17 protein-coding genes are annotated in these 18,187 nt (G+C 68.6%); 11 read left to right on the top strand and 6 right to left on the bottom strand.

Annotation, left to right across the window (positions count from 1 at the left end; translation table 11 throughout):
- The first annotated feature begins 83 nt into the window (after positions 1 to 83).
- The 3 genes from ACIHAX_RS00930 to ACIHAX_RS00920 all read left to right on the top strand — a co-directional run bounded on the left by ACIHAX_RS00930 (position 84) and on the right by ACIHAX_RS00920 (position 3,065).
- Entirely contained in the window at positions 84 to 1,817 is a 1,734-nt protein-coding gene (locus ACIHAX_RS00930) for an alpha/beta hydrolase (RefSeq protein ID WP_355076955.1), read from the top strand.
- On the top strand, positions 1,814 to 2,536 hold the full coding sequence (locus ACIHAX_RS00925) for a lysostaphin resistance A-like protein (RefSeq protein WP_397275109.1): 723 nt from the start codon (positions 1,814 to 1,816) through the stop codon (positions 2,534 to 2,536). The genes ACIHAX_RS00930 and ACIHAX_RS00925 overlap by 4 nt, the downstream gene beginning before the upstream one ends.
- 139 nt (positions 2,537 to 2,675) lie before the next feature.
- Positions 2,676 to 3,065, top strand: coding sequence for a sterol carrier family protein (locus ACIHAX_RS00920; RefSeq protein WP_355076959.1), 390 nt, complete (start codon positions 2,676 to 2,678; stop codon positions 3,063 to 3,065).
- 30 nt (positions 3,066 to 3,095) lie between these two features.
- Here ACIHAX_RS00920 and ACIHAX_RS00915 read toward each other — a convergent pair whose 3' ends face one another.
- Complete coding sequence (locus tag ACIHAX_RS00915; RefSeq protein ID WP_355077058.1) at positions 3,096 to 4,364, bottom strand: ABC transporter permease; 1,269 nt, start codon at positions 4,362 to 4,364, stop codon at positions 3,096 to 3,098.
- 205 nt (positions 4,365 to 4,569) lie between these two features.
- On the opposite strand from ACIHAX_RS00915, the gene purF reads away from it, so the two are divergent.
- The 7 genes from purF to purM all read left to right on the top strand — a co-directional run bounded on the left by purF (position 4,570) and on the right by purM (position 13,596).
- On the top strand, positions 4,570 to 6,159 hold the full coding sequence (gene purF / locus ACIHAX_RS00910; protein WP_355076960.1) for an amidophosphoribosyltransferase: 1,590 nt from the start codon (positions 4,570 to 4,572) through the stop codon (positions 6,157 to 6,159).
- A 63-nt stretch (positions 6,160 to 6,222) separates the two neighbouring features.
- Positions 6,223 to 6,645 (top strand): hypothetical protein, encoded by a 423-nt coding sequence (locus ACIHAX_RS00905; protein ID WP_397275107.1) that lies wholly within the window; start codon positions 6,223 to 6,225, stop codon positions 6,643 to 6,645.
- Between the two features lie 357 nt (positions 6,646 to 7,002).
- Positions 7,003 to 8,574: an ABC transporter substrate-binding protein gene (locus ACIHAX_RS00900; RefSeq protein ID WP_397275330.1), complete on the top strand. Its 1,572-nt coding sequence runs from the start codon at positions 7,003 to 7,005 to the stop codon at positions 8,572 to 8,574.
- A 125-nt stretch (positions 8,575 to 8,699) separates the two neighbouring features.
- Positions 8,700 to 9,710 (top strand): ABC transporter permease, encoded by a 1,011-nt coding sequence (locus ACIHAX_RS00895; RefSeq protein ID WP_356963892.1) that lies wholly within the window; start codon positions 8,700 to 8,702, stop codon positions 9,708 to 9,710.
- A complete protein-coding gene (locus ACIHAX_RS00890; protein WP_397275105.1) occupies positions 9,710 to 10,708 on the top strand; it encodes an ABC transporter permease in 999 nt (332 codons plus the stop codon). Before ACIHAX_RS00895 ends, ACIHAX_RS00890 begins: the two co-directional genes overlap by 1 nt.
- On the top strand, positions 10,701 to 12,389 hold the full coding sequence (locus ACIHAX_RS00885) for an ABC transporter ATP-binding protein (RefSeq protein ID WP_397275103.1): 1,689 nt from the start codon (positions 10,701 to 10,703) through the stop codon (positions 12,387 to 12,389). Before ACIHAX_RS00890 ends, ACIHAX_RS00885 begins: the two co-directional genes overlap by 8 nt.
- Positions 12,390 to 12,519: 130 nt before the next feature.
- Entirely contained in the window at positions 12,520 to 13,596 is a 1,077-nt protein-coding gene (purM, locus tag ACIHAX_RS00880) for a phosphoribosylformylglycinamidine cyclo-ligase (protein WP_355076965.1), read from the top strand.
- A gap of 149 nt (positions 13,597 to 13,745) precedes the next feature.
- Here the strand turns inward: purM and ACIHAX_RS00875 are convergent, their stop codons facing one another.
- The 5 genes from ACIHAX_RS00875 to ACIHAX_RS00855 all read right to left on the bottom strand — a co-directional run bounded on the left by ACIHAX_RS00875 (position 13,746) and on the right by ACIHAX_RS00855 (position 17,349).
- Positions 13,746 to 13,958, bottom strand: coding sequence for a DUF3073 domain-containing protein (locus ACIHAX_RS00875; RefSeq protein WP_039794982.1), 213 nt, complete (start codon positions 13,956 to 13,958; stop codon positions 13,746 to 13,748).
- Positions 13,959 to 14,133: 175 nt separating this feature from the next.
- On the bottom strand, positions 14,134 to 15,087 hold the full coding sequence (locus tag ACIHAX_RS00870; protein WP_355076967.1) for an asparaginase: 954 nt from the start codon (positions 15,085 to 15,087) through the stop codon (positions 14,134 to 14,136).
- Positions 15,084 to 15,800 (bottom strand): MOSC domain-containing protein, encoded by a 717-nt coding sequence (locus ACIHAX_RS00865; RefSeq protein ID WP_397275101.1) that lies wholly within the window; start codon positions 15,798 to 15,800, stop codon positions 15,084 to 15,086. The genes ACIHAX_RS00870 and ACIHAX_RS00865 overlap by 4 nt, the downstream gene beginning before the upstream one ends.
- A 101-nt stretch (positions 15,801 to 15,901) precedes the next feature.
- A complete protein-coding gene (locus ACIHAX_RS00860; protein ID WP_364425052.1) occupies positions 15,902 to 17,014 on the bottom strand; it encodes a folate-binding protein in 1,113 nt (370 codons plus the stop codon).
- Positions 17,015 to 17,103: 89 nt separating this feature from the next.
- Positions 17,104 to 17,349, bottom strand: a complete 246-nt coding sequence (locus ACIHAX_RS00855) for a hypothetical protein (protein WP_355077071.1) — start codon at positions 17,347 to 17,349, stop codon at positions 17,104 to 17,106.
- Here ACIHAX_RS00855 and ACIHAX_RS00850 point away from each other — a divergent pair.
- Entirely contained in the window at positions 17,254 to 18,117 is an 864-nt protein-coding gene (locus ACIHAX_RS00850) for an aminodeoxychorismate lyase (protein WP_364425218.1), read from the top strand. The genes ACIHAX_RS00855 and ACIHAX_RS00850 overlap by 96 nt on opposite strands.
- Positions 18,118 to 18,187: the final 70 nt, after the last annotated feature.

Below are 18,187 nucleotides of genomic sequence, written 5' to 3'. Positions count from 1 at the left end.
GCAGGGTGTGATCCGCGTCGTGCGCGCCCGCGTCACGGTGGGCGACGCGCCGGGCCGTCGGTGGCGACCGCCATACTGATCGAATGCTGGAGACCGCGGGGACCATGCGGAAACTGCGCACGCGCGCGGTCGCGGTGATCCGGCGCGTCGAGGACGTCATCGACCTCAATTACGTCGGCTTGGTGGTGGCGACGGTGTTCTTCGCGCTGTCGGTGACGCCGTCGCTGCTGCCGCGCGACTGGCTGTTCCAGGGGCTGATCAGCGGGATCAATGCCGCCATCGGATACGGCGCCGGCTGTTTGCTGGAGTGGCTGTTCCGGCTGTGGGTGCGGCCGCGGCTGAAGATCGCGCCGCCGCCGACGTGGGCGCGTTACGCCGTCAAGTCCGCCGTGCTGCTCACCGCCGCGCTGAGCGCCGCGCTGATGCTGGTGCAGTCGGCGCGCTGGCAGCGGGAGATCACGGCGTTGATGGGCATGGCGGGCACCACCACGCCCGCCTATCTGCGCACCGGACTGCTGAGCATGGCGGTCGGCGCCGCGGCGGTCGCGGTCTACCGGACCGTGCGCGAGTTCATCCTGTTCCTGGCCCGCCTGCTCAACCGGTGGGTGAAGGTGCCCCGCGAACTCGCTCCGGCCGCCGGATTCCTGGTGCTGGTGGTGCTGGCGGTGACGATCTTCAACGGTGTCGCCACGCAAGCGTTCTTCGCGGTGGCCAACTCCGCGTTCAGCGTGCGCAACGACCACACCTCGGTGAACGCGGTGCAGCCACAGCAACCGGAGCGCTCCGGCAGCCCCGCCTCGCTGGCCAAATGGGAGACCCTCGGATTCGAGGGGCGCTGGTTCGTCTCGCACGGACCCACCGCGAGCCACATCACCTCGCTCACCGGCCGCCCGGCCAAGGAGCCCGTCCGGGCCTACGTCGGTCTGGAGTCGGTGGATGGGAACCAGGAACCGGCCGAGCTGGCGGTGTCCGAGCTCGAGCGAACCGGTGCGTTCGACCGGAAGGCGCTCGTGGTGGTCACCACCACGGGGACCGGATGGGTGAACTCGCTGGCCGCGTCCGCGCTCGAGTACATGTACGACGGCGACACCGCGATCGTCGCCACCCAGTACTCGTATCTGCCCAGCGTGCTGTCCTTCCTGGCCGACCGGAGCAAGGCCGCCGCGGCGGGCAGGGATCTGTTCGACGCGGTGTACCAGCATTGGACCGCGCGTCCGCCGCAGGCACGACCCAAATTGCTGGTGTACGGGGAGAGCCTCGGTTCGCAGGGTTCCGAGGCGGCGTTCGACGGTCTGGCCGATCTGCGCGCCAAGGTCGACGGCGCGCTGTGGGTCGGCCCGCCCAATTCCAACCGGCTGTGGCAGCAGTTCGTCGCCCGCCGCGATCCGGGCTCCCGTGAGGTGGAGCCGCTGTACGCCGACGGGCTGGTGGTCCGGTTCGCCTCCGACAGCGGTGACCTGGCGCGCCCGTCGTCGGAATGGCGGCCGCCGCGCATCGCGTATCTGCAGCACGCGTCCGATCCCATCGTCTGGTGGTCGCCGGATCTGATCTTCTCGCGGCCGGATTGGCTGTCGGAGCCGCGCGGTTCGGACGTCTCCTCCCAGATGCGCTGGTGGCCGTTCGTCACCTTCTGGCAGGTGGCCGCCGATCTGACCAATGCGCAGGGCGTCACCGACGGGCACGGACACCGCTACGGCAGCCTGGTCCTGGACGGCTGGGCCGCCATCGCCGCGCCACCGGACTGGACCGCCGAGCGTTCCGAGCGGATCCGGGTCGAAGTCGAGGCCGCGGAGGAATTCGAGCGGAAGATCAAGTGAGCCAGGAACGGGCCGTGCGAACCATGGCGGCCGTTGCCGTTCCGTTGTTCTGGAGCAACGCGGTCCTGCCCCGCCTCCGTCTCGGCATCCGCGGACGAACCGCCGCCAATGCCGGTTTCGCCACCGCCTACGCGGTCGCGCTGCGCGCGGAACCTGGCCGGTGGTCGAAGAGCGGCGTGCGCTGCGGGCTGCTCGCCGCGTCGGTCGTCGTGGCCGGTTACGCAGCGGCCCTTGCCGTTCCGTCGCTGCGATGGCAACTGGCCGAACTCGCTGAACGTGCGCCCGCTGTGTCGACGCAGGAGTGGGTGGCTGTGCACATTCCTCTCGGGACTGTCTACAGCGAGGAACTCGTCTTCCGCGGCACGCTGGATCCCATGCTGGACCGCCTTTTCGGTCCGCGAGCCGGTGCATTGGTCGGCGCGACGACCTTCGGACTCTGGCACATCACTCCCGCGCGGGCCGTGGGCGACAGTGTTCCCGCCACTGTGGCGGTGACTACGGCGGGCGGACTCGTGTTCGGTTTGCTGCGCCGCCGCACCGCGGGCACCGCCGCCCCCGCGCTGCTGCATCTCGCCATGAACGCGGGCGGAGCGATCGCTCCGCGCCTGGCCCGCCACTTCCCGGGTTCCGCGCATGCGATGCGGGTGGCACGTTCGGACCTCGGGACAACTGTGGATGAATTCGCAACTCCGGCTTCGGATATACCGCGAGCCCGTTGACGGGGCGGCCGACGCCGGGCACCGCGCCGCCGCCGTCCCGAAGCCGCGCCGACACCGTCGTGTCGACCGCCCTCGCCGAAGCACGGCTGAGGTCGATCACGGGCGCGAGGCGTACGGAGCGCGAAGTAGGGTCGGGCAGGTGGCAGGACGAGGCACGGTAGACCCCGCGCAGACGCGGGCAGCGGTGGCGGTGGTGAGCGAATGGTTGCGTGACGAGTCGGTCGACGCGCCCGCGCGCGCCGAACTCGCGGCGGCTGTGCGTACCACGGCGCGCTCGCTGGCGGCCTCCGCGCCCGGGCACTCGGTCGAGGTCCGGGTGCCGCCGTTCGTCGCGGTGCAGTGCGTCGAGGGCCCGCGGCACACCCGGGGTACACCGCCGAACGTCGTGGAGACCGACCCGCGTACCTGGCTGCTACTGGCCACCGGACTGCTCGAGTTCGACGACGCGCTCGACTCCGGCGCGGTGAGCGCGTCCGGCACCCGCGCGGCCGAGATCACGCACTGGCTGCCGATCGTCCGAGTCGACTGAGACCGAGCCGATCGTTGCGGCGCGGACAGTTCACGCCCGGACGATGTTGCGGCGCTCCAGCCCCTTGCGGTCGTAGAAGCGGGTGACCGACGCGCCGAAGATCAGCCCGATCGCGAGCCCGAGGACCGCCATCCACACACCACGCGTGAGCCCCGCCTCGAAATCGGCGTCGAAGTACAGGATCGACCGCACACCCAGGAACACCTGGTGCATGGGTTCGAAGGAGGCGAGCCAGCCGAAATATCGCGGCGTCGCCTCGATCGGCACGGTGCCGCCCGAGGACGGCAGGCCGAGGATGACGAACAGGATGAGGTTCACCAGCAGGCCCGCCGAGCCGATCGCCGCCAGCATGGACAGCCCGGTCACGCCGACGGCGATCATGGCGAGCGCGCTGTAGAGGTACAGGGCCAGCGGATTGCCGATCGGCATGTCCAGCAGTTCGCCCACGACGAGGAACACTCCGGCGACGATGTTCGCCGCCAGCACGAACACGCCCCACTTGATCAGCAGCGTCTTGAACCGCGAGATCGGCGTGGGCGGGTAGTGCACGTACCACGGGCCGTACTCGGTGGGCACGAAACCGAGCTGCGCATCGATCATGGTGTGGATGACCATCGCGCCGACCACGCCGGCCAGCAGCAGCAACAGGGCGTAGAAGAACGCGGTCAGGCCCTGGCCGCTACCGTGCGGCAGCGGGTGGTACTGCTGCTGCACCACCTCGATCGGCGACGCAAGCGCCACCCTGGTCGCGCCGGTCAGTTCGGGTGCGGGCGGACCGCCAGGACGCGGGGCCAGCTGCGCGTTCACCTGGTCGAGCAACTGCTTGCCGACCTGCTTGTTCACCTCGGTCAGCGCCTCGTTGCCGACCCGCAGCACGATCTGCGTGCCGAACGCGCCCGCGCGCGGGTTGGTCTGCACCGTGATGATCGGGCGCGGGATGTCACCGGGTATGACACTGCCCACACCCAGATTGCCGAGCTGCTTGCTGAAATCGCTCGGGATGACGATCGCGCCGTAGACCTGTCCGGACTGCATCTGCCGCTCGGACTCGTTGATGCTGAGCACGCGCAGGTCGACCTTGTCCGACGGCACTCCGGCGGCCAGCGCCTTGGTGATCTGATCGCCGAAATTGACCTTCTGCTCGGCGCTCCCGCTGCCGATGGTGTCGCCGACATCCTGGTTCACCAGGGCGATCGGGAAGTCGTGCAGGTTCTTCTCCGGATCGACGACATAGTCGAGGTACATGATGCCCAGCAGCGCGGTGAGCAGGCTCAACACCGCGATGGGAAACAGCACCATCCGAGGCCATGGCCTGCGCACCGGCCCCGTCGTGCCCGCGTCGTCCGTAGTCGTCACGGTCCGCACCGTAACAGCCGAAGGCGTCGCGGCGACCCCGCTTCGGTCACCTGGAATTGCTGCTCGGATGCGGCGGCGGTGCGCGGGCACCGCCGCGGCATCCGTAGAATGAAATCTGCCCCCAGCCCGCCCGAACAGGGAGCAAACGGTGACCAACGCCGAACTGCCGGTCCAGAGCATTTCCGCCGCCTCGTGTCCCACCCCGGACGTCGACGAGAACGAGCCGCGCGAGGAGTGCGGAGTCTTCGGAGTCTGGGCGCCGAGCGAAGAAGTGGCGAAACTCACGTATTACGGGCTTTATGCTCTGCAACACCGTGGCCAGGAGGCGGCGGGCATCGCGGTGTCGGACGGCTCGCAGATCCTCGTGTTCAAGGATCTCGGACTGGTCAGCCAGGTGTTCGACGAGCAGACGCTGGCGGCCATGCCGGGTCACATCGCCGTCGGTCACTGTCGCTACTCCACAACGGGCGGGGTGACCTGGGAGAACGCTCAGCCCATCTTCCGCACCACCGCGGTGGGCTCCGGACTTGCCCTGGGGCACAACGGCAATCTGGTCAACACCGCCGAATTGGCCGGCCGTGCACGGGAACTCGGCCTGCTCGCCTCCGTCCGGGGCGGGCGCCCGCAGCCCGCCGCGGCGACCTCCGACTCCGACGTGGTCACCGCGCTGCTCGCGCACGCCGCCGCCGACTCCAGCATCGAGCGGGCCGCGATGGAACTGCTGCCCACCCTGAAGGGCGCGTTCTGCCTGACCTTCATGGACGAGCACACCCTCTACGCCGCGCGCGACCCGCACGGCGTGCGCCCGCTGTGCCTGGGCAGGCTGGAGCGTGGCTGGGTCGTTGCCAGTGAGACCGCCGCGCTGGACATCGTCGGCGCCGCCTTCGTCCGCGAGATCGAACCCGGCGAATTGCTGGCGATCGATGCCGACGGCGTGCGCTCGATGCGCTTCGCCAACCCCGAGCCCAAGGGCTGCGTCTTCGAATACGTGTACCTGGCGCGGCCGGACAGCACCATCGCGGGCCGGTCGGTGCACGCCACCCGGGTGGAGATCGGCCGTCGCCTGGCGAAGGAGCACCCGGTCGACGCCGATCTGGTGATTCCGGTTCCCGAATCCGGCACACCGGCCGCCGTCGGTTACGCGCAGGGGTCGGGCGTGCCCTACGGCCAGGGCCTGATGAAGAACGCCTACGTCGGCCGCACGTTCATCCAGCCCAGCCAGACCATCCGTCAGCTCGGCATCCGGCTAAAGCTCAATCCGCTGCGCGAGGTCATCCGCGGCAAGCGCCTGATCGTCGTGGACGACTCGATCGTGCGTGGCAACACCCAGCGCGCGCTGATCCGGATGTTGCGCGAGGCGGGCGCGTTGGAGATCCACGTGCGGATCGCCTCGCCGCCGGTGAAGTGGCCCTGTTTCTACGGCATCGACTTCGCCTCGCGGGCGGAACTGATCGCCAACGGAGCGGGCACCGAGGGCGACGTCGCGGACATGGTCGAGGGCGTGCGCCGGTCGATCGGCGCCGATACCCTCGGCTACATCTCGCTCGACGGCATGATCGCCGCCACCGAACAGCCGCGCTCGCGGCTGTGCGCCGCGTGCTTCGACGGCAACTATCCGATCCCGCTGCCCACCGAGGCCGCGATCGGGAAGAACGTGCTCGAGGGCATGCTCACCGGTCAGACCGAGGCCGAGCTGCTGGGCGACAACGCGAATGCGAGCGCGCTGAGCCGTCCGTGACGCGGGACGTCGCTCGGGATCCGCGTAGCCGAACTCGCTCACCGCGTGCCGCACAATGAGCGCATGGATGCGAAGTACGCCGTCGCGCTGGAGCCCGTGCGTCGGGATCTGGCCGCTACCTGCGCTGTCCAGCCCATCGTGGTCGAGGAGACGCACCAGGGCATGGACTGGGTGATGTTCTACGAGCCCGACGGTAGCGGCGCCGGGATCGGACCGCTGGTCGGCGACGACTACGCGGAGCAGGTGGCGTATCTCGCCGACAAGGCGCACGAGTGGGCGGTAGAGGCGTTGTGGACGGCGGGCGAGTCACCGGTGTGGCCGGTGTGCCCGAGACATCCGAACACTCATCCGCTGGCGGCGGGCGTGAGCGGCGGGGTGGCGGTGTGGTCGTGTCCGAGGACACGTGCGATGGTGGCGCCAATAGGGCAGTTGGGAGTCAGTGTGCCGTGGCCCCGCACGTCGTTGACCATCACGAACCACCGCTAAGGTTCGGGCCAGTCGCGCTGCTGGCGCGAACGCGATGCGCTGCTGATGCTGTTCGCTGTCTCGCGCGGTGATGTGGCCTGCTCGAGACATCACGCCGTGCACCGTCCGGCGATTCTGGACGTACGACCGGTTTTTCGGGCCGGTCGTAGTCGCCGCGAATAACACCTGCTGAGAGCGCCGCGGATTTTCTTCGAAAACGTAACGTGCCGAAAATGCTTCGTAGGTACGGTGCCGATCAGATCGGAAGTTCACCCGTGTCCGCACCGGGCCTGCGATCCAGGGCAACGCGTGCGGCGCGCGAGAAGTGGGGCCGTGATGAGGAATTCGAGGTTGGGGCGACAGATCGGGACGCGAACCATCGCGGCCGTCGGCTTGCTGGCATTGGCGGGTTCGGTGCTGGCAGGATGCGGTTCCGGGCGAACCGGGGAGGGCGGTGACGGCGGCGGCTTGGTGGCGGGCACCACCGACAAGATCTTCTCGCTCGATCCCGCGGCCGCCTACGACAACGGGTCGCTGGTCGCCGAGACGCAGATCTATCAGTACCTGCTCAACTTCGCACCCGGTGACGCGACGCCGAAGCCGGACGCGGCCCAGAAGTGCGAGTTCACCACGCCCACGGTGTATACCTGCACGTTGAAAGACGGCCTGAAGTTCGCCAACGGCAACCCGCTGACCGCGACCAGCGTGAAGTTCTCCTTCGACCGGATGCTGCGGATCAACGACCCGAACGGTCCCGCCTCGCTGCTCGGCAACCTGGAGAAGACCGACGTAGTGGACCCGCGCACCGTCGCGTTCACGTTGAAGGTGGCCGACGACCAGACCTTCCCCGCGATCCTGCCCACCCAGGCCGGGCCGATCGTCGACGAGAAGGTATACGCGCCGGACAAGGTGATGCCGGACGAGGATGTGGTGAAGGTCAAGGGCTACTCCGGCCCGTACGTCATCGCCAGTTACGACAAGAACAAACTCGTCGAGTACCAGGCGTTCGCCGATTACAACGGCATCCTCGGCAAGCCGAAGACCGAGACGGTGTCCACCAAGTACTACGCCACCACCGACAACATGAAGCTCGACCTGCAGAACGGTTCGCTCGACGTCGGATATCGGTCGTTCACGCCCACCGACATCGAGTCGCTGCGCAACGACGGCAAGGTCGCCGTGCACGAGGGCCCCGGTGGGGAACTGCGGTACATCGTGTTCAATCTGAACACCATGCCGGGTGGCACGCCCGCGCAGAAACTGGCCGTGCGCAAGGCCGTCGCGGCCACCGTGGACCGTGCCGCGCTCGCCGACGGCGTCTACAAGAAGACCTACCTGCCCGCGTATTCGTCCGTGCCGCAGGGCATGCCGGGCGCGGCCGAGCCGTTCAAGGAAATCTACGGCCCCCAGCCGAACAAGGACCAGGCGGCGAAGTTCCTCGCCGACGCGGGGGTCGCGACGCCGGTCGAGCTGAATCTCCAGTACAACCCCGACCACTACGGCTCCAGCAGCTCCGAGGAGTACGCGGCGATCAAGTCGCAACTGGAGGCAACGGGTTTGTTCAAGGTCGATCTCCAATCCACCGAATGGGTGACCTACCAGCGAGAACGCGCCCGTGATGCCTACCCGCTCTTCCAATTCGGCTGGTTCCCGGACTTCCCGGACCCGGACAACTACCTTTCCCCGTTCTTCGGGCCGAACAACTTCCTGCAGTCGCATTTCGAAGACCCCGGCATCTCCGCCCAGCTGATCGCCCAGGCGACCCAGCCCGACAAGGACAAGCGGCTCGCGCAGATCCAGCAGGTGCAGCGTGATCTCGCGCAGAACTTCCTGCCGATCGTCCCGCTGCTGTCCGGCAAGCAGATCGCGGTCTCCGCCACCGGGGTGCAGGGTGTGGAACAGACGCTCGACGCATCGTTCAAGTTCCGCTATACGGTGCTGAGCAAGTGAGTTCCGGCGGTCCGGCCGGGCCCGGGGCGACCACATCGGCGGACATCGCGCCGACACCCGTTCGGGCCCGGCCCTTCGCCCTGCGGCGAACCGGCAAGGGCGGCGACGATTCTCGCCACGGCGCGTTGCTGCGCTACCTCGGCGTCCGCCTGCTGCTGATTCCGGTGACCGCGTGGATCCTGGTCACGGTCGTGTTTTTCCTGATGCGCGTGGTCGGCGACCCGATCAGCGCGGCGATGGGCGGACGCATGACCCAGGAACAGATCGAGGCGCGCAAGGAGGCGGCCGGGCTGAACCGGCCGATACTGACCCAGTACTGGGACTATCTGTCCGGGCTTCTGCACGGGGATCTCGGTCGCTCCCAGGACAACCGGGAGATCAGCGAGGTGGTGGTCACCTACGGCGCCGCCTCGCTGGAACTGGTGTGCTGGGCACTCGTGGTCGCGTTCGCGATCGGCGTCCCGCTGGGCAGGTACGCCGCCACCCGGCGGGATTCGGCCGCCGACACCACGTTGCGGTTGCTGGCCATCTTGTTCTACGCCGCGCCGGTGTTCTTCGTCGGCCTGCTGCTGAAGCTGGTGTTCGCGGTGCGACTCGGCTGGCTGCCGGTGGCGGGCCGGGCGAGCACCAACGTGGAACTGCGGCTGCAACACGTCTCGCCGAAGACCAACATCATGTTGATCGACGCGATCCTCTACGGCGACGCCGGATACCTGCTCGACGTGCTGAAACACGCCGTGCTGCCCGCCATCGCGCTCGGCTTGCTCACCGCGGGCATCTTCTTGCGGCTGGTGCGGATCAACCTGATCCAGACCCTCCGCGCCGACTACGTGGACGCGGCACGGGCCCGTGGCTTGTCCCGCCGCGTGGTGACCGGGCGGCATGCCTTCCGCAACGCGCTGATCCCGATCGTCACGGTGATGGGCATGCAGATCGCCATGATGCTCGGCGCCTCGGTGCTCACCGAGACCACGTTCGAGTGGAAAGGCCTCGGCTATCAATTCGCGCAATACCTCTCGGCGCGCGACTTCATCGCCGTGCAGGGCATCGTCGCGTTCATCGCGCTCATCGTGGCGGTGATGAGCTTCCTGGTCGACGTCCTGGTGGCCCTGATCGATCCGAGGGTGAGGTTCTGATGACGGCTCCGGAACTGCTGAACGAAACCCTGGTCACGCCACCCGCGGCGCGGCGGGGTGTACCCGGCCTCCGGTTGTTCTCGATGACCTCCGGTTTGCAGCGTGCGACGCTGGTCCTCGGCCTGGCTCTGGTCGGTGTCTTCGTGGTCGCCGCGCTCTTCGCTCCGCTGATCGCACGGTACGGATTCGCCCAGAGTGCCGTTGACGGCGTCGATTTCGTTCGCCAGCAAGCACCGTCGGCCGAGCATTGGTTCGGCACCTCGGTGCGCGGAGAAGACGTGTTCTCCCGGGTGATCTATGGCGCGCGGACAGCCTTGTGGGTGATCACGATCTCCCTGCTGCTCTCGCTGCTGATCGGGGTACCGCTCGGACTGCTGTCCGGCTACGTCGGCCGGTGGCCGGACCGGTTGCTCGTGCTGTTCATGGACGCGATGTACGCGTTCCCGACACTGTTGCTGGCGATCGTGGTGTCCATCGTGGTCGCGGGCGGTCGCTCGACCAGCCTGGGCGGTGTGCTGTCCGCGGCGGTGGCCATCACGGCGGTCTTCGTCCCGCAGTACTTCCGGGTGGTGCGCAACGCGACCGTGGCCGTGAAGCAGGAGCCGTACGTCGACGCGGCGCGGGTAACCGGCGCGTCGACCACGCGAATCCTGTTCCGGCACATCCTGGCCAATGTCACTCAATCGCTGCCGGTGATCATCACGCTCAACGGGTCGGAAGCCATCCTCACCCTGGCCGGCCTGGGCTTCCTCGGTTTCGGCATCGAACCGACCCAGGCCGCGGAATGGGGTTTCGATCTGAACAAAGCGCTGCCGGACGTGTCCAACGGCATCTGGTGGACGGGCATCTTTCCCGGTGTCGCCATCGTGCTCGTCGTGCTCGGCATGACCTTGGTAGGGGAAAGCCTCAACGAAGTGCTGAACCCCGTCCTGCGCACCCGCCGCGCCGCGGCGGTGGCCGGACCGGACGGCGGCGGAAAGGACGCGACCGATGCCTGAGTCCTCCGCGACGGAGCGGGGCCGCCCCGCCCTGTCCATCGAATCGTTGTCGGTCACCTTCGCCACCGACGCGGGGCCGGTGCACGCGGTCACCGACGTCTCCTACGAGGTCTACCCCGGCGAAGTGCTGGCCATCGTCGGGGAGTCCGGTTCGGGCAAGTCCGTGAGCTCACGCACCGCGATGGGCTTGCTGCCGGAAACGGCCACGGTGCGCGGCCTGGTCACCCTGGGGACCGAGCAGGTCACCACGATGAACGAGAGGCAGCTCACCGCATTGCGCGGCGGCGCGATCTCGATGGTGTTCCAGGAACCAGGCCTGGCCCTGGACCCGCTGTTCACCGTCGGCTTCCAGATCGGCGAGGCGCTGCGCGCCCACACCGACCTGACCAAGAAGGCGGCCAAGGCGCGGGCAGTGGAACTCCTGCGCCTGGTCGGGTTGCCCGATCCGGAGCACCGGGTGGACTACTACCCGCATCAGCTCTCCGGCGGGCAGAAACAACGCGTGGTGATCGCCATCGCCATCGCCTGCGAGCCGAAGGTGATCATCGCCGACGAGCCGACCACGGCGCTGGACGTCACGGTGCAGGCCGAGATCCTCGCCCTGCTGCGGGGCCTGCGCGACCGGATCGGCAGCGCGATCGTGCTGATCACCCACAACATGGGCGTGGTCGCCGACATCGCCGACCGCGTGGTGGTGATGCGCGACGGAGCGGTGGTCGAGCAGGCGCCGGTGGATGAACTGTTCGCGCGTCCCACGGCGGACTACACCCGCGCCCTGCTTGCCGCGGTCCCGCACCTGGGTACCGAGCAGATCGAGCACGGCCCGCCCGACAGTGCCGAGACCGAGGGCGATCCGGTACTCGAGGTCCGTGATCTGGTGGTCGAATTTCCCGGCCCGTTCGGCAGGCCGCGTTTCCGCGCTGTCGACGGCGTGAGTCTGCGCATCGGTCCCGGCGAGACGCTCGGCCTGGTCGGTGAGTCCGGCTCGGGCAAGTCGACCATCGGCCGCTGCGTCGCGGCACTGCAACGGCCCACCTCCGGAACGGTGCGAGTGCGCGGGCAGGACATCGTGGGGCTGTCACAGCGCGAGCTGCGACCGATTCGGCGGCGCTTCGGATTCGTCTTCCAGGACCCGGCCAGTTCGCTGAATCCCCGGCTCACCGTGGGCGAGTGCGTGTCCGAACCGCTGCTCGTGCACAAGGCGGGCAGCTCGGCGGAGATTCGCGCCAGGGTGCGCCTGCTACTCGACGACGTGCGGTTGCCCGCGGGCGTCGAACGCCGGTACCCGCACGAGTTGTCCGGCGGGCAGCGTCAGCGTGCCAGCCTCGCCCGCGCGCTGGTGCTCGACCCGGACCTGCTGGTCGCCGACGAGCCGACCAGCGCGCTGGACGTCTCGGTGCAGGCCGCGGTGCTGGAGCTGTTCGGTCAGCTACAGCGCGAGTGCGGCTGGGCCTGCCTGTTCATCAGCCACGACTTGGCCGTGGTCGACCAGCTCGCCGACCGGATCGTGGTGCTGCGCGACGGTGCGGTGGTGGAAGCGGGCGATCGGAATCGCATCCTGCGCGCCCCACGGGAGGAGTACACCCGCCGCTTGGTCGCCGCGGTGCCGGTACCGGATCCGGTGCGGCAACGCCACCGCCGGGCACAGGCCGCGGGGTTCGATGGCGACGAGACGGACTGATCGTCCGCTTTACGGTTGGCTCTGCCCTATTGTCAAGAGGGCGAGCCAACACCGGTGCGGGGTCGTTATCCGGCTCCGGTAGCGTGAGCAGGCATCTATCCGCCGATTCGGTTTGGAGCTTTCCCCGAAAATGACTGAACAGACCCCCAGTGGTGGTGCTTCGTACGCCGCGGCAGGCGTGGACATCGAGGCAGGTGATCGCGCAGTCGAGTTGTTCGGGCCATTGGCGAAGAAGGCGACCCGGCCCGAGGTCCAAGGCGGCCTCGGCGGCTTCGCCGGGCTGTTCGCGCTGAAGGGCGGCTACCGGGAACCGTTGCTGGCGGCCTCCACCGACGGCGTCGGCACCAAGATCGCGGTGGCGCAGGCGATGGACAAACACGACACCGTCGGCCTCGACCTGGTGGCCATGGTGGTGGACGATCTCGTGGTCTGCGGCGCGGAGCCGCTGTTCCTCCAGGACTACATCGCCATCGGCAAGGTCGTCCCGGAGAAGGTCGCCGAACTCGTCTCCGGCATCGCCGAGGGCTGTGTGCGCGCCGGGTGCGCGCTGCTCGGCGGCGAGACCGCCGAGCATCCCGGGCTGATGGATCCGGACGACTACGACCTGTCCGCCACCGGCATCGGCGTGGTCGAAGCCGACGCGGTGCTCGGACCCGACCGGGTCCGTCCCGGCGACGTGGTGATCGCCATGGGGTCCTCCGGACTGCACTCCAACGGCTACAGTCTGGCCCGCAAGGTGCTGCTCGAGATCGATCGCATGTCGCTCACCGGCCACGTCGAGGAGTTCGGCCGCACCCTGGGCGAGGAACTGCTCGAGCCGACCAGGATCTACGCCAAGGACTGCCTCGCGCTGATCGCCGAAACCGATGTGCGCACGTTCGCCCACGTCACCGGCGGTGGCTTGGCGGCCAATCTCGCCCGGGTGCTGCCCGCGGGCATTGTGGCCGAGCTGGATCGAGGCACCTGGAACCCGGCGCCGGTGTTCAAGATGATCGCCCAGCGCGGCCGGGTCGAGCGGCCCGAGATGGAGAAGACGTTCAACATGGGCGTCGGCATGGTCGCCGTCGTCGCTCCCGAGGATGTGGACCGGGCGCTGGCGGTGCTGACCGCACGGCACATCGAGTGCTGGACGCTGGGCACGGTCAAGAAGGCCAAGGACGCCGACGCCGCGCGCGCCGTGCTGGTCGGTGAGCATCCGCGGTTCTGATTCGCGGTGAAGACACGTGAGAGTCCCGCATCTATGTACGATGCGGGACTCCGGTGTGTTGCAAGCCTTTTCGGCGCCAGAGACGTCAACCCGCGACAACGATCGAAGGGGGAGGCCCGTCGGCCTCCCCCTTCAGACGTAAATCCGAGTCAGCGGCGCCAGTCGTCGTAGTCGTCGTCCTCGTCCCAGCGGGACAAGGAGTCGTCCGCGTCGTGCTCATCGGACAGCACACCACCACTCCGCTGGGAGTTGGGGCTTCCCGAAAGCTCGCGCTGAAGGCTCGCGAAGTCGGTCGTGGGCGAGCTGTACTTCAGCTCGCGTGCGACCTTGGTCTGCTTTGCCTTAGCCCGGCCACGGCCCATGGCTGACCCCCTCGCGTCACAGCGGGGCGGCCTGGGGTTTGGTGGCGGCCCCGTTCGAATTAATACTCTTCCTGACAGACACTTTAGCGTGTGTCCGGCGGTCTCGCTTCCAGGAGTGGGTGAAGAACTCCGGAACCAGTGCCGTTTGCCCGCTTGTCGCCCTGCCGTGGAATAGCTAGACGACCCCGGGTATAGCACGAATCACACCGACTCGGATACCCCCGCCCAGCACCGCGGGGGCCGCCAGCTCCGCGTGCGCATCGGTCCACTCGATTCCCATTCGGTGCAGAATCGCCAGCGTCAGCGGCATTCGCGCGCGGTCGTGGCCGTCTTCGATCTTGTACGCGAAAGCCGATCCGTCCGGCAGCGCGCCCGCGTGCACACCATCCGCGCCGATCTTGCACACCAGCCCGGGAGTGGCCAGCATGGTCAGCAGATCGGGCGCGTTCGTGCCGGAAATCACTCGCGGATGCGCGCGCACCGCGTCGGCGACCCGGCGTTCCGGGCTTCCCGGCTCGGCCGTCGCGATGGTCGAGAACACCCGCGCGAGGTTGACGAGTGAGACCGGGATGATCGGCAATCCGCAGCCGTCGATGCCCAGATCGGCTTCCGGCTCGCCGGTCAGGTCGGCCACGGTCGCGATCACCGCGCGCTGCAGCGGATGCGCCCGGTCCTGGTAGCCCTCGGTCGGCCAGCCGTTGATCGCGCAGGTCGCGAGCATCGCCGCGTGTTTGCCCGAGCAGTTCATGTAGATGGGGCGTGGTTGTCCTCCGCCGGACAGCAGCGCGGTGCGGGCGCCCTCGTCGTACGGCAGATCGGCCGGGCAGGCCAGGGCGGATTCGGGCAGGCCGAACCGGTCCAGCAGCCTGCGCACCAGCGCGACATGGTCGGGTTCGCCGTAGTGCGAGGCGGTGGCGATCGCCAGTTCGGCGTCATCGACCGGCTGGAAACCGTTGCGCAGCAGGGTGATCGCCTGCATCGGCTTGTTCGTCGAGCGCGGGAAGATCGGCAGGTGCACTTCGCCGAGTTCGAGGGTGGGCTCGCCCGCGGCGTCGAGCACCACCACCGAGCCGCGGTGCACGCATTCACGGAAGCCCGAGCGGACCACTTCGACCAGTTCCACACTCACGATTTCGCTCCCGTGCCGATGTCGTCGGTGCTCGTCGTCGCGTGCCGGTGCGCGGTGGCGCGCACGGCGTTGCCATGCCTGCGCGCGTGCCGTTCCACTTGCATGCGCACGTTGTCGGAGATGGTCGGCTCGTCGGCGAGCAGGATCGCCAGCAGATCCGGATCGGCGCCGGTGAACAGATCGCGGACCGTGATGCCGTGCTCGGGGACGTGTACCACCGAGATCCGGTCGCCCGCCGCGATCGTGCCCTCGGTGAGCACCCGCAGATAGGCGCCGGTATCGCTGCGCAGGGTGAACCGTTTGACCCACTGCTGCTCGCCGCTCCAGTGCTGGAACGTGGCGCACGGCACGCGCGGAGCGCTCACCTCCAGCACGGTGTCACCGACCGTCCAGCGCGCGCCGATCACCGAGTCGCTGACCGGAAGGCCACGCACGCGCAGGTTTTCGCCGAACCAGCCCGCGGGCAGTTCCCGGCCGAGCTCCGTGCCCCAGCGGCGGGCGTCCTCGTCGGCGTAGGCGTAGACGGCCTGGTGCACGCCGCCGTGATGCTTGGTGTTGCAGACGTGATCGCCGTCCAAGCCGAGGGCGCGTACCGCGACTCGTCCCGCCGCCGGGCGCTTGTCGATGGCGCTGCGACCGACCCTTCCCGGTACCTCGATATCGGCGTGCACGACGCACGCCGCGAGCACCTCTCCGGAATCACCGACGCGCATGAACGGCGCTCCTCTCGTCACGAATGGGGAGCTCGGCGCTGAGCAAGAGTGCGGATGTCGGCTGAGGAAAACGTCCCGCTTGCCGGTGGCCGGTCAACAGGTCAGCGCCCACGCAGCCGGTCGACCGCGAGCCGGCCCGCTTGCGGTTCGTCGTCGGAGGGCATCGAATCGGGATCGATGGACGCCGCGACCGGGCCGGCGACCAGCGCGGTGTCGGCCGGAACCGCGCGCTTGACCAGCGCGAGGGCGATCGGGCCGAGTTCGAAGTGGTCGACGACCGTGCCGAGCCTGCCGACCGCGCGGCCGCCGGCGGTGACGTCGTCGCCGATGACCGGGCGCTCGTCCGCCGAGCCGTCCAGGTGCAGCAGCAACAGGTGCCGCGGCGGCTTGCCGAGGTTGTGCACCCTGGCCACCGTCTCCTGGCCGCGGTAGCAGCCCTTGTCCAGGTGGACGGCTCCGTGTTCGGCGACGCCGCCGATCCAGCGGGCCTCGTGCGGGATGGTCCGCTCGTCGGTGTCCGATCCGATCCGCGGCCGGACGGCCGCGACGCGCAATGCCTCGAACGCCCACATTCCGGCGGGAACGGCGCCTGCCGCGGTGAGCCGGTCCCACAGGCCGGTCAGCTGATCGCGCGGGACGACCAAGTCGAAGGAGTCGGCCGTCGGCCACGGCATCCGGCGCAAGAATCCGCCGCCGGGCAGCGGCGTCGCCTCGTACACGCCGGGAAGGGCGGTGATGCCGAGTGTTTCGGCCAGGTCTGCCACTCCGGGGCCGAGCAGGCTGAGTACCGCGTAGTCGGCGGCTTCGGGTTTGGCATCGGCCCAGAAGACCATCTTCTGCAGGAACGCGAGCAGGTCGGGTCCGCGCTCGGCTTCGGTATCGATCCAGACGGCGCCGTCCAGTTCGGTGAGCACGAAGTGATGCTGCACCCGGCCGTTCAAATCCAGGTCGAGGTTCTCGGCGGACTGCCCGTCGCCGAGGGTGGCGACATGCTGACTGGAGATGGTGTGCAACCAGGAGAGCCGCTCCGCGCCGGTGATGCGCAGCACGAATCGGTGTGACCGGTCGACGATCGCGGCGCGCTGCACCGCGGCGCGCTGCTCGCCGAACGGATCGCCGTAATGCCACGCGACGGCGGCGTCGGGCGAACCCGCCGCTCCCGCGACGGCTCCCGACACACTGAGGATGGGGCTGGGCGCAACGACCACGGACACCTCTCCCACTCTAGGCGGGCCCGCCCGGCGGTGCGCGAACCGGGCCAGGGCGTCGGAGAACGGCATAGCCGATCGGCATTGTCCGAGCATTACAGCGGGCCGCGTGGGGCGGCTGCACAAAAGGTCTGGCAAAAGCGGCCGTGACATAGGCATTGTCCGCTCACACCGCCTACGCTCGTCGCATGGTGGATCGAGTTCTGGTAACTCTCGATGGCGCGGTCCGGGATGCGGATGCGCCGTTGTTGTTTGCGGACGATATTGGCGTATTGCGTGGCGATGGTGTCTTCGAAACGGTGCTCGTGCGCGCGGGCGTCGCGTGTGCGATCGAATTTCATCTAGGCAGATTGCGCCGCTCCGCCCAGGCGCTCGATCTGCCCGAGCCGGAACTGGGCAAATGGCGCGAGGCGGTGGAGACCGCCGCCAAGGAGTGGGGCAGCGAGCGCGAAGGCGTGATGCGGCTGGTGCTCACCCGCGGGCGCGACTCCGAGTTGGCCGCAACGCCCGACAAGGTCAAGACCGGTGACCTCGCCGCCGCCGTGCCCGTGCCGACCGCTTTCGTGCTCGTGGTGCCGGTGCCCGAGCGCGTCGAGAAGGCCCGCGCCGAGGGCGTCGCCGTGGTGAGCCTGTCGCGGGGCATCTCGGTCGACCTCGCGCAAGCGGCGCCATGGCAACTGCTCGGTGCCAAGACGCTGTCCTATGCCACCAATATGGCCGCCCTGCGGTTCGCCGCGCGGATGGGCGCGGAGGACGTGATCTTCACCAGCACGGAGAACCGGGTGCTGGAGGGGCCGCGATCCACCGTGGTGATCGCCCGCGACAAGCAGCTGATCACGCCGCCCGCGAAGAACGGTGTGCTGCCCGGCGTCACTCAGCGCGCGCTGTTCGCCGAAGCCGAGAAGGCCGGCTGGCAATGCCGCTACGACTCGCTGTTCACCGCCGACCTGCTCACCTGCGACAGCATCTGGATGCTGTCGAGCATTTCGCTTGCGGCGCGGGTGAATTCGCTGGACGGGCTGCGGATGTCCGCGCCGGACAACGCCGAAGAGATCATCGGGCTGGTCGATCGCGGTATCGAGCGGGCGGGAGCCATCGGCGACTGGTGAGTGTGCGCCGCTCCGTGATCTCCGTCCTACTCGGGCGGGCACGGGGCGGTGATGAGCACGGAAAACAGGC

Origin of the sequence: Nocardia sp. NPDC051929 (assembly GCF_044548645.1) — a bacterium.
Lineage (GTDB): Bacteria > Actinomycetota > Actinomycetes > Mycobacteriales > Mycobacteriaceae > Nocardia > Nocardia sichangensis.
This window is presented reverse-complemented; position numbering and strand designations above follow the sequence as displayed.

Coding starts and splice junctions, on each gene's coding strand:
- ACIHAX_RS00930 (WP_355076955.1), top strand. CDS start 84: ATGCTGGAGACCGCGGGGACCATGCGGAAACTGCGCACGCGCGCGGTC.
- ACIHAX_RS00915 (WP_355077058.1), bottom strand. CDS start 4,364: ATGGTGCTGTTTCCCATCGCGGTGTTGAGCCTGCTCACCGCGCTGCTG.
- ACIHAX_RS00905 (WP_397275107.1), top strand. CDS start 6,223: ATGGATGCGAAGTACGCCGTCGCGCTGGAGCCCGTGCGTCGGGATCTG.
- ACIHAX_RS00890 (WP_397275105.1), top strand. CDS start 9,710: ATGACGGCTCCGGAACTGCTGAACGAAACCCTGGTCACGCCACCCGCG.
- ACIHAX_RS00885 (WP_397275103.1), top strand. CDS start 10,701: ATGCCTGAGTCCTCCGCGACGGAGCGGGGCCGCCCCGCCCTGTCCATC.
- purM (WP_355076965.1), top strand. CDS start 12,520: ATGACTGAACAGACCCCCAGTGGTGGTGCTTCGTACGCCGCGGCAGGC.
- ACIHAX_RS00875 (WP_039794982.1), bottom strand. CDS start 13,958: ATGGGCCGTGGCCGGGCTAAGGCAAAGCAGACCAAGGTCGCACGCGAG.
- ACIHAX_RS00865 (WP_397275101.1), bottom strand. CDS start 15,800: ATGCGCGTCGGTGATTCCGGAGAGGTGCTCGCGGCGTGCGTCGTGCAC.
- ACIHAX_RS00855 (WP_355077071.1), bottom strand. CDS start 17,349: ATGAAATTCGATCGCACACGCGACGCCCGCGCGCACGAGCACCGTTTC.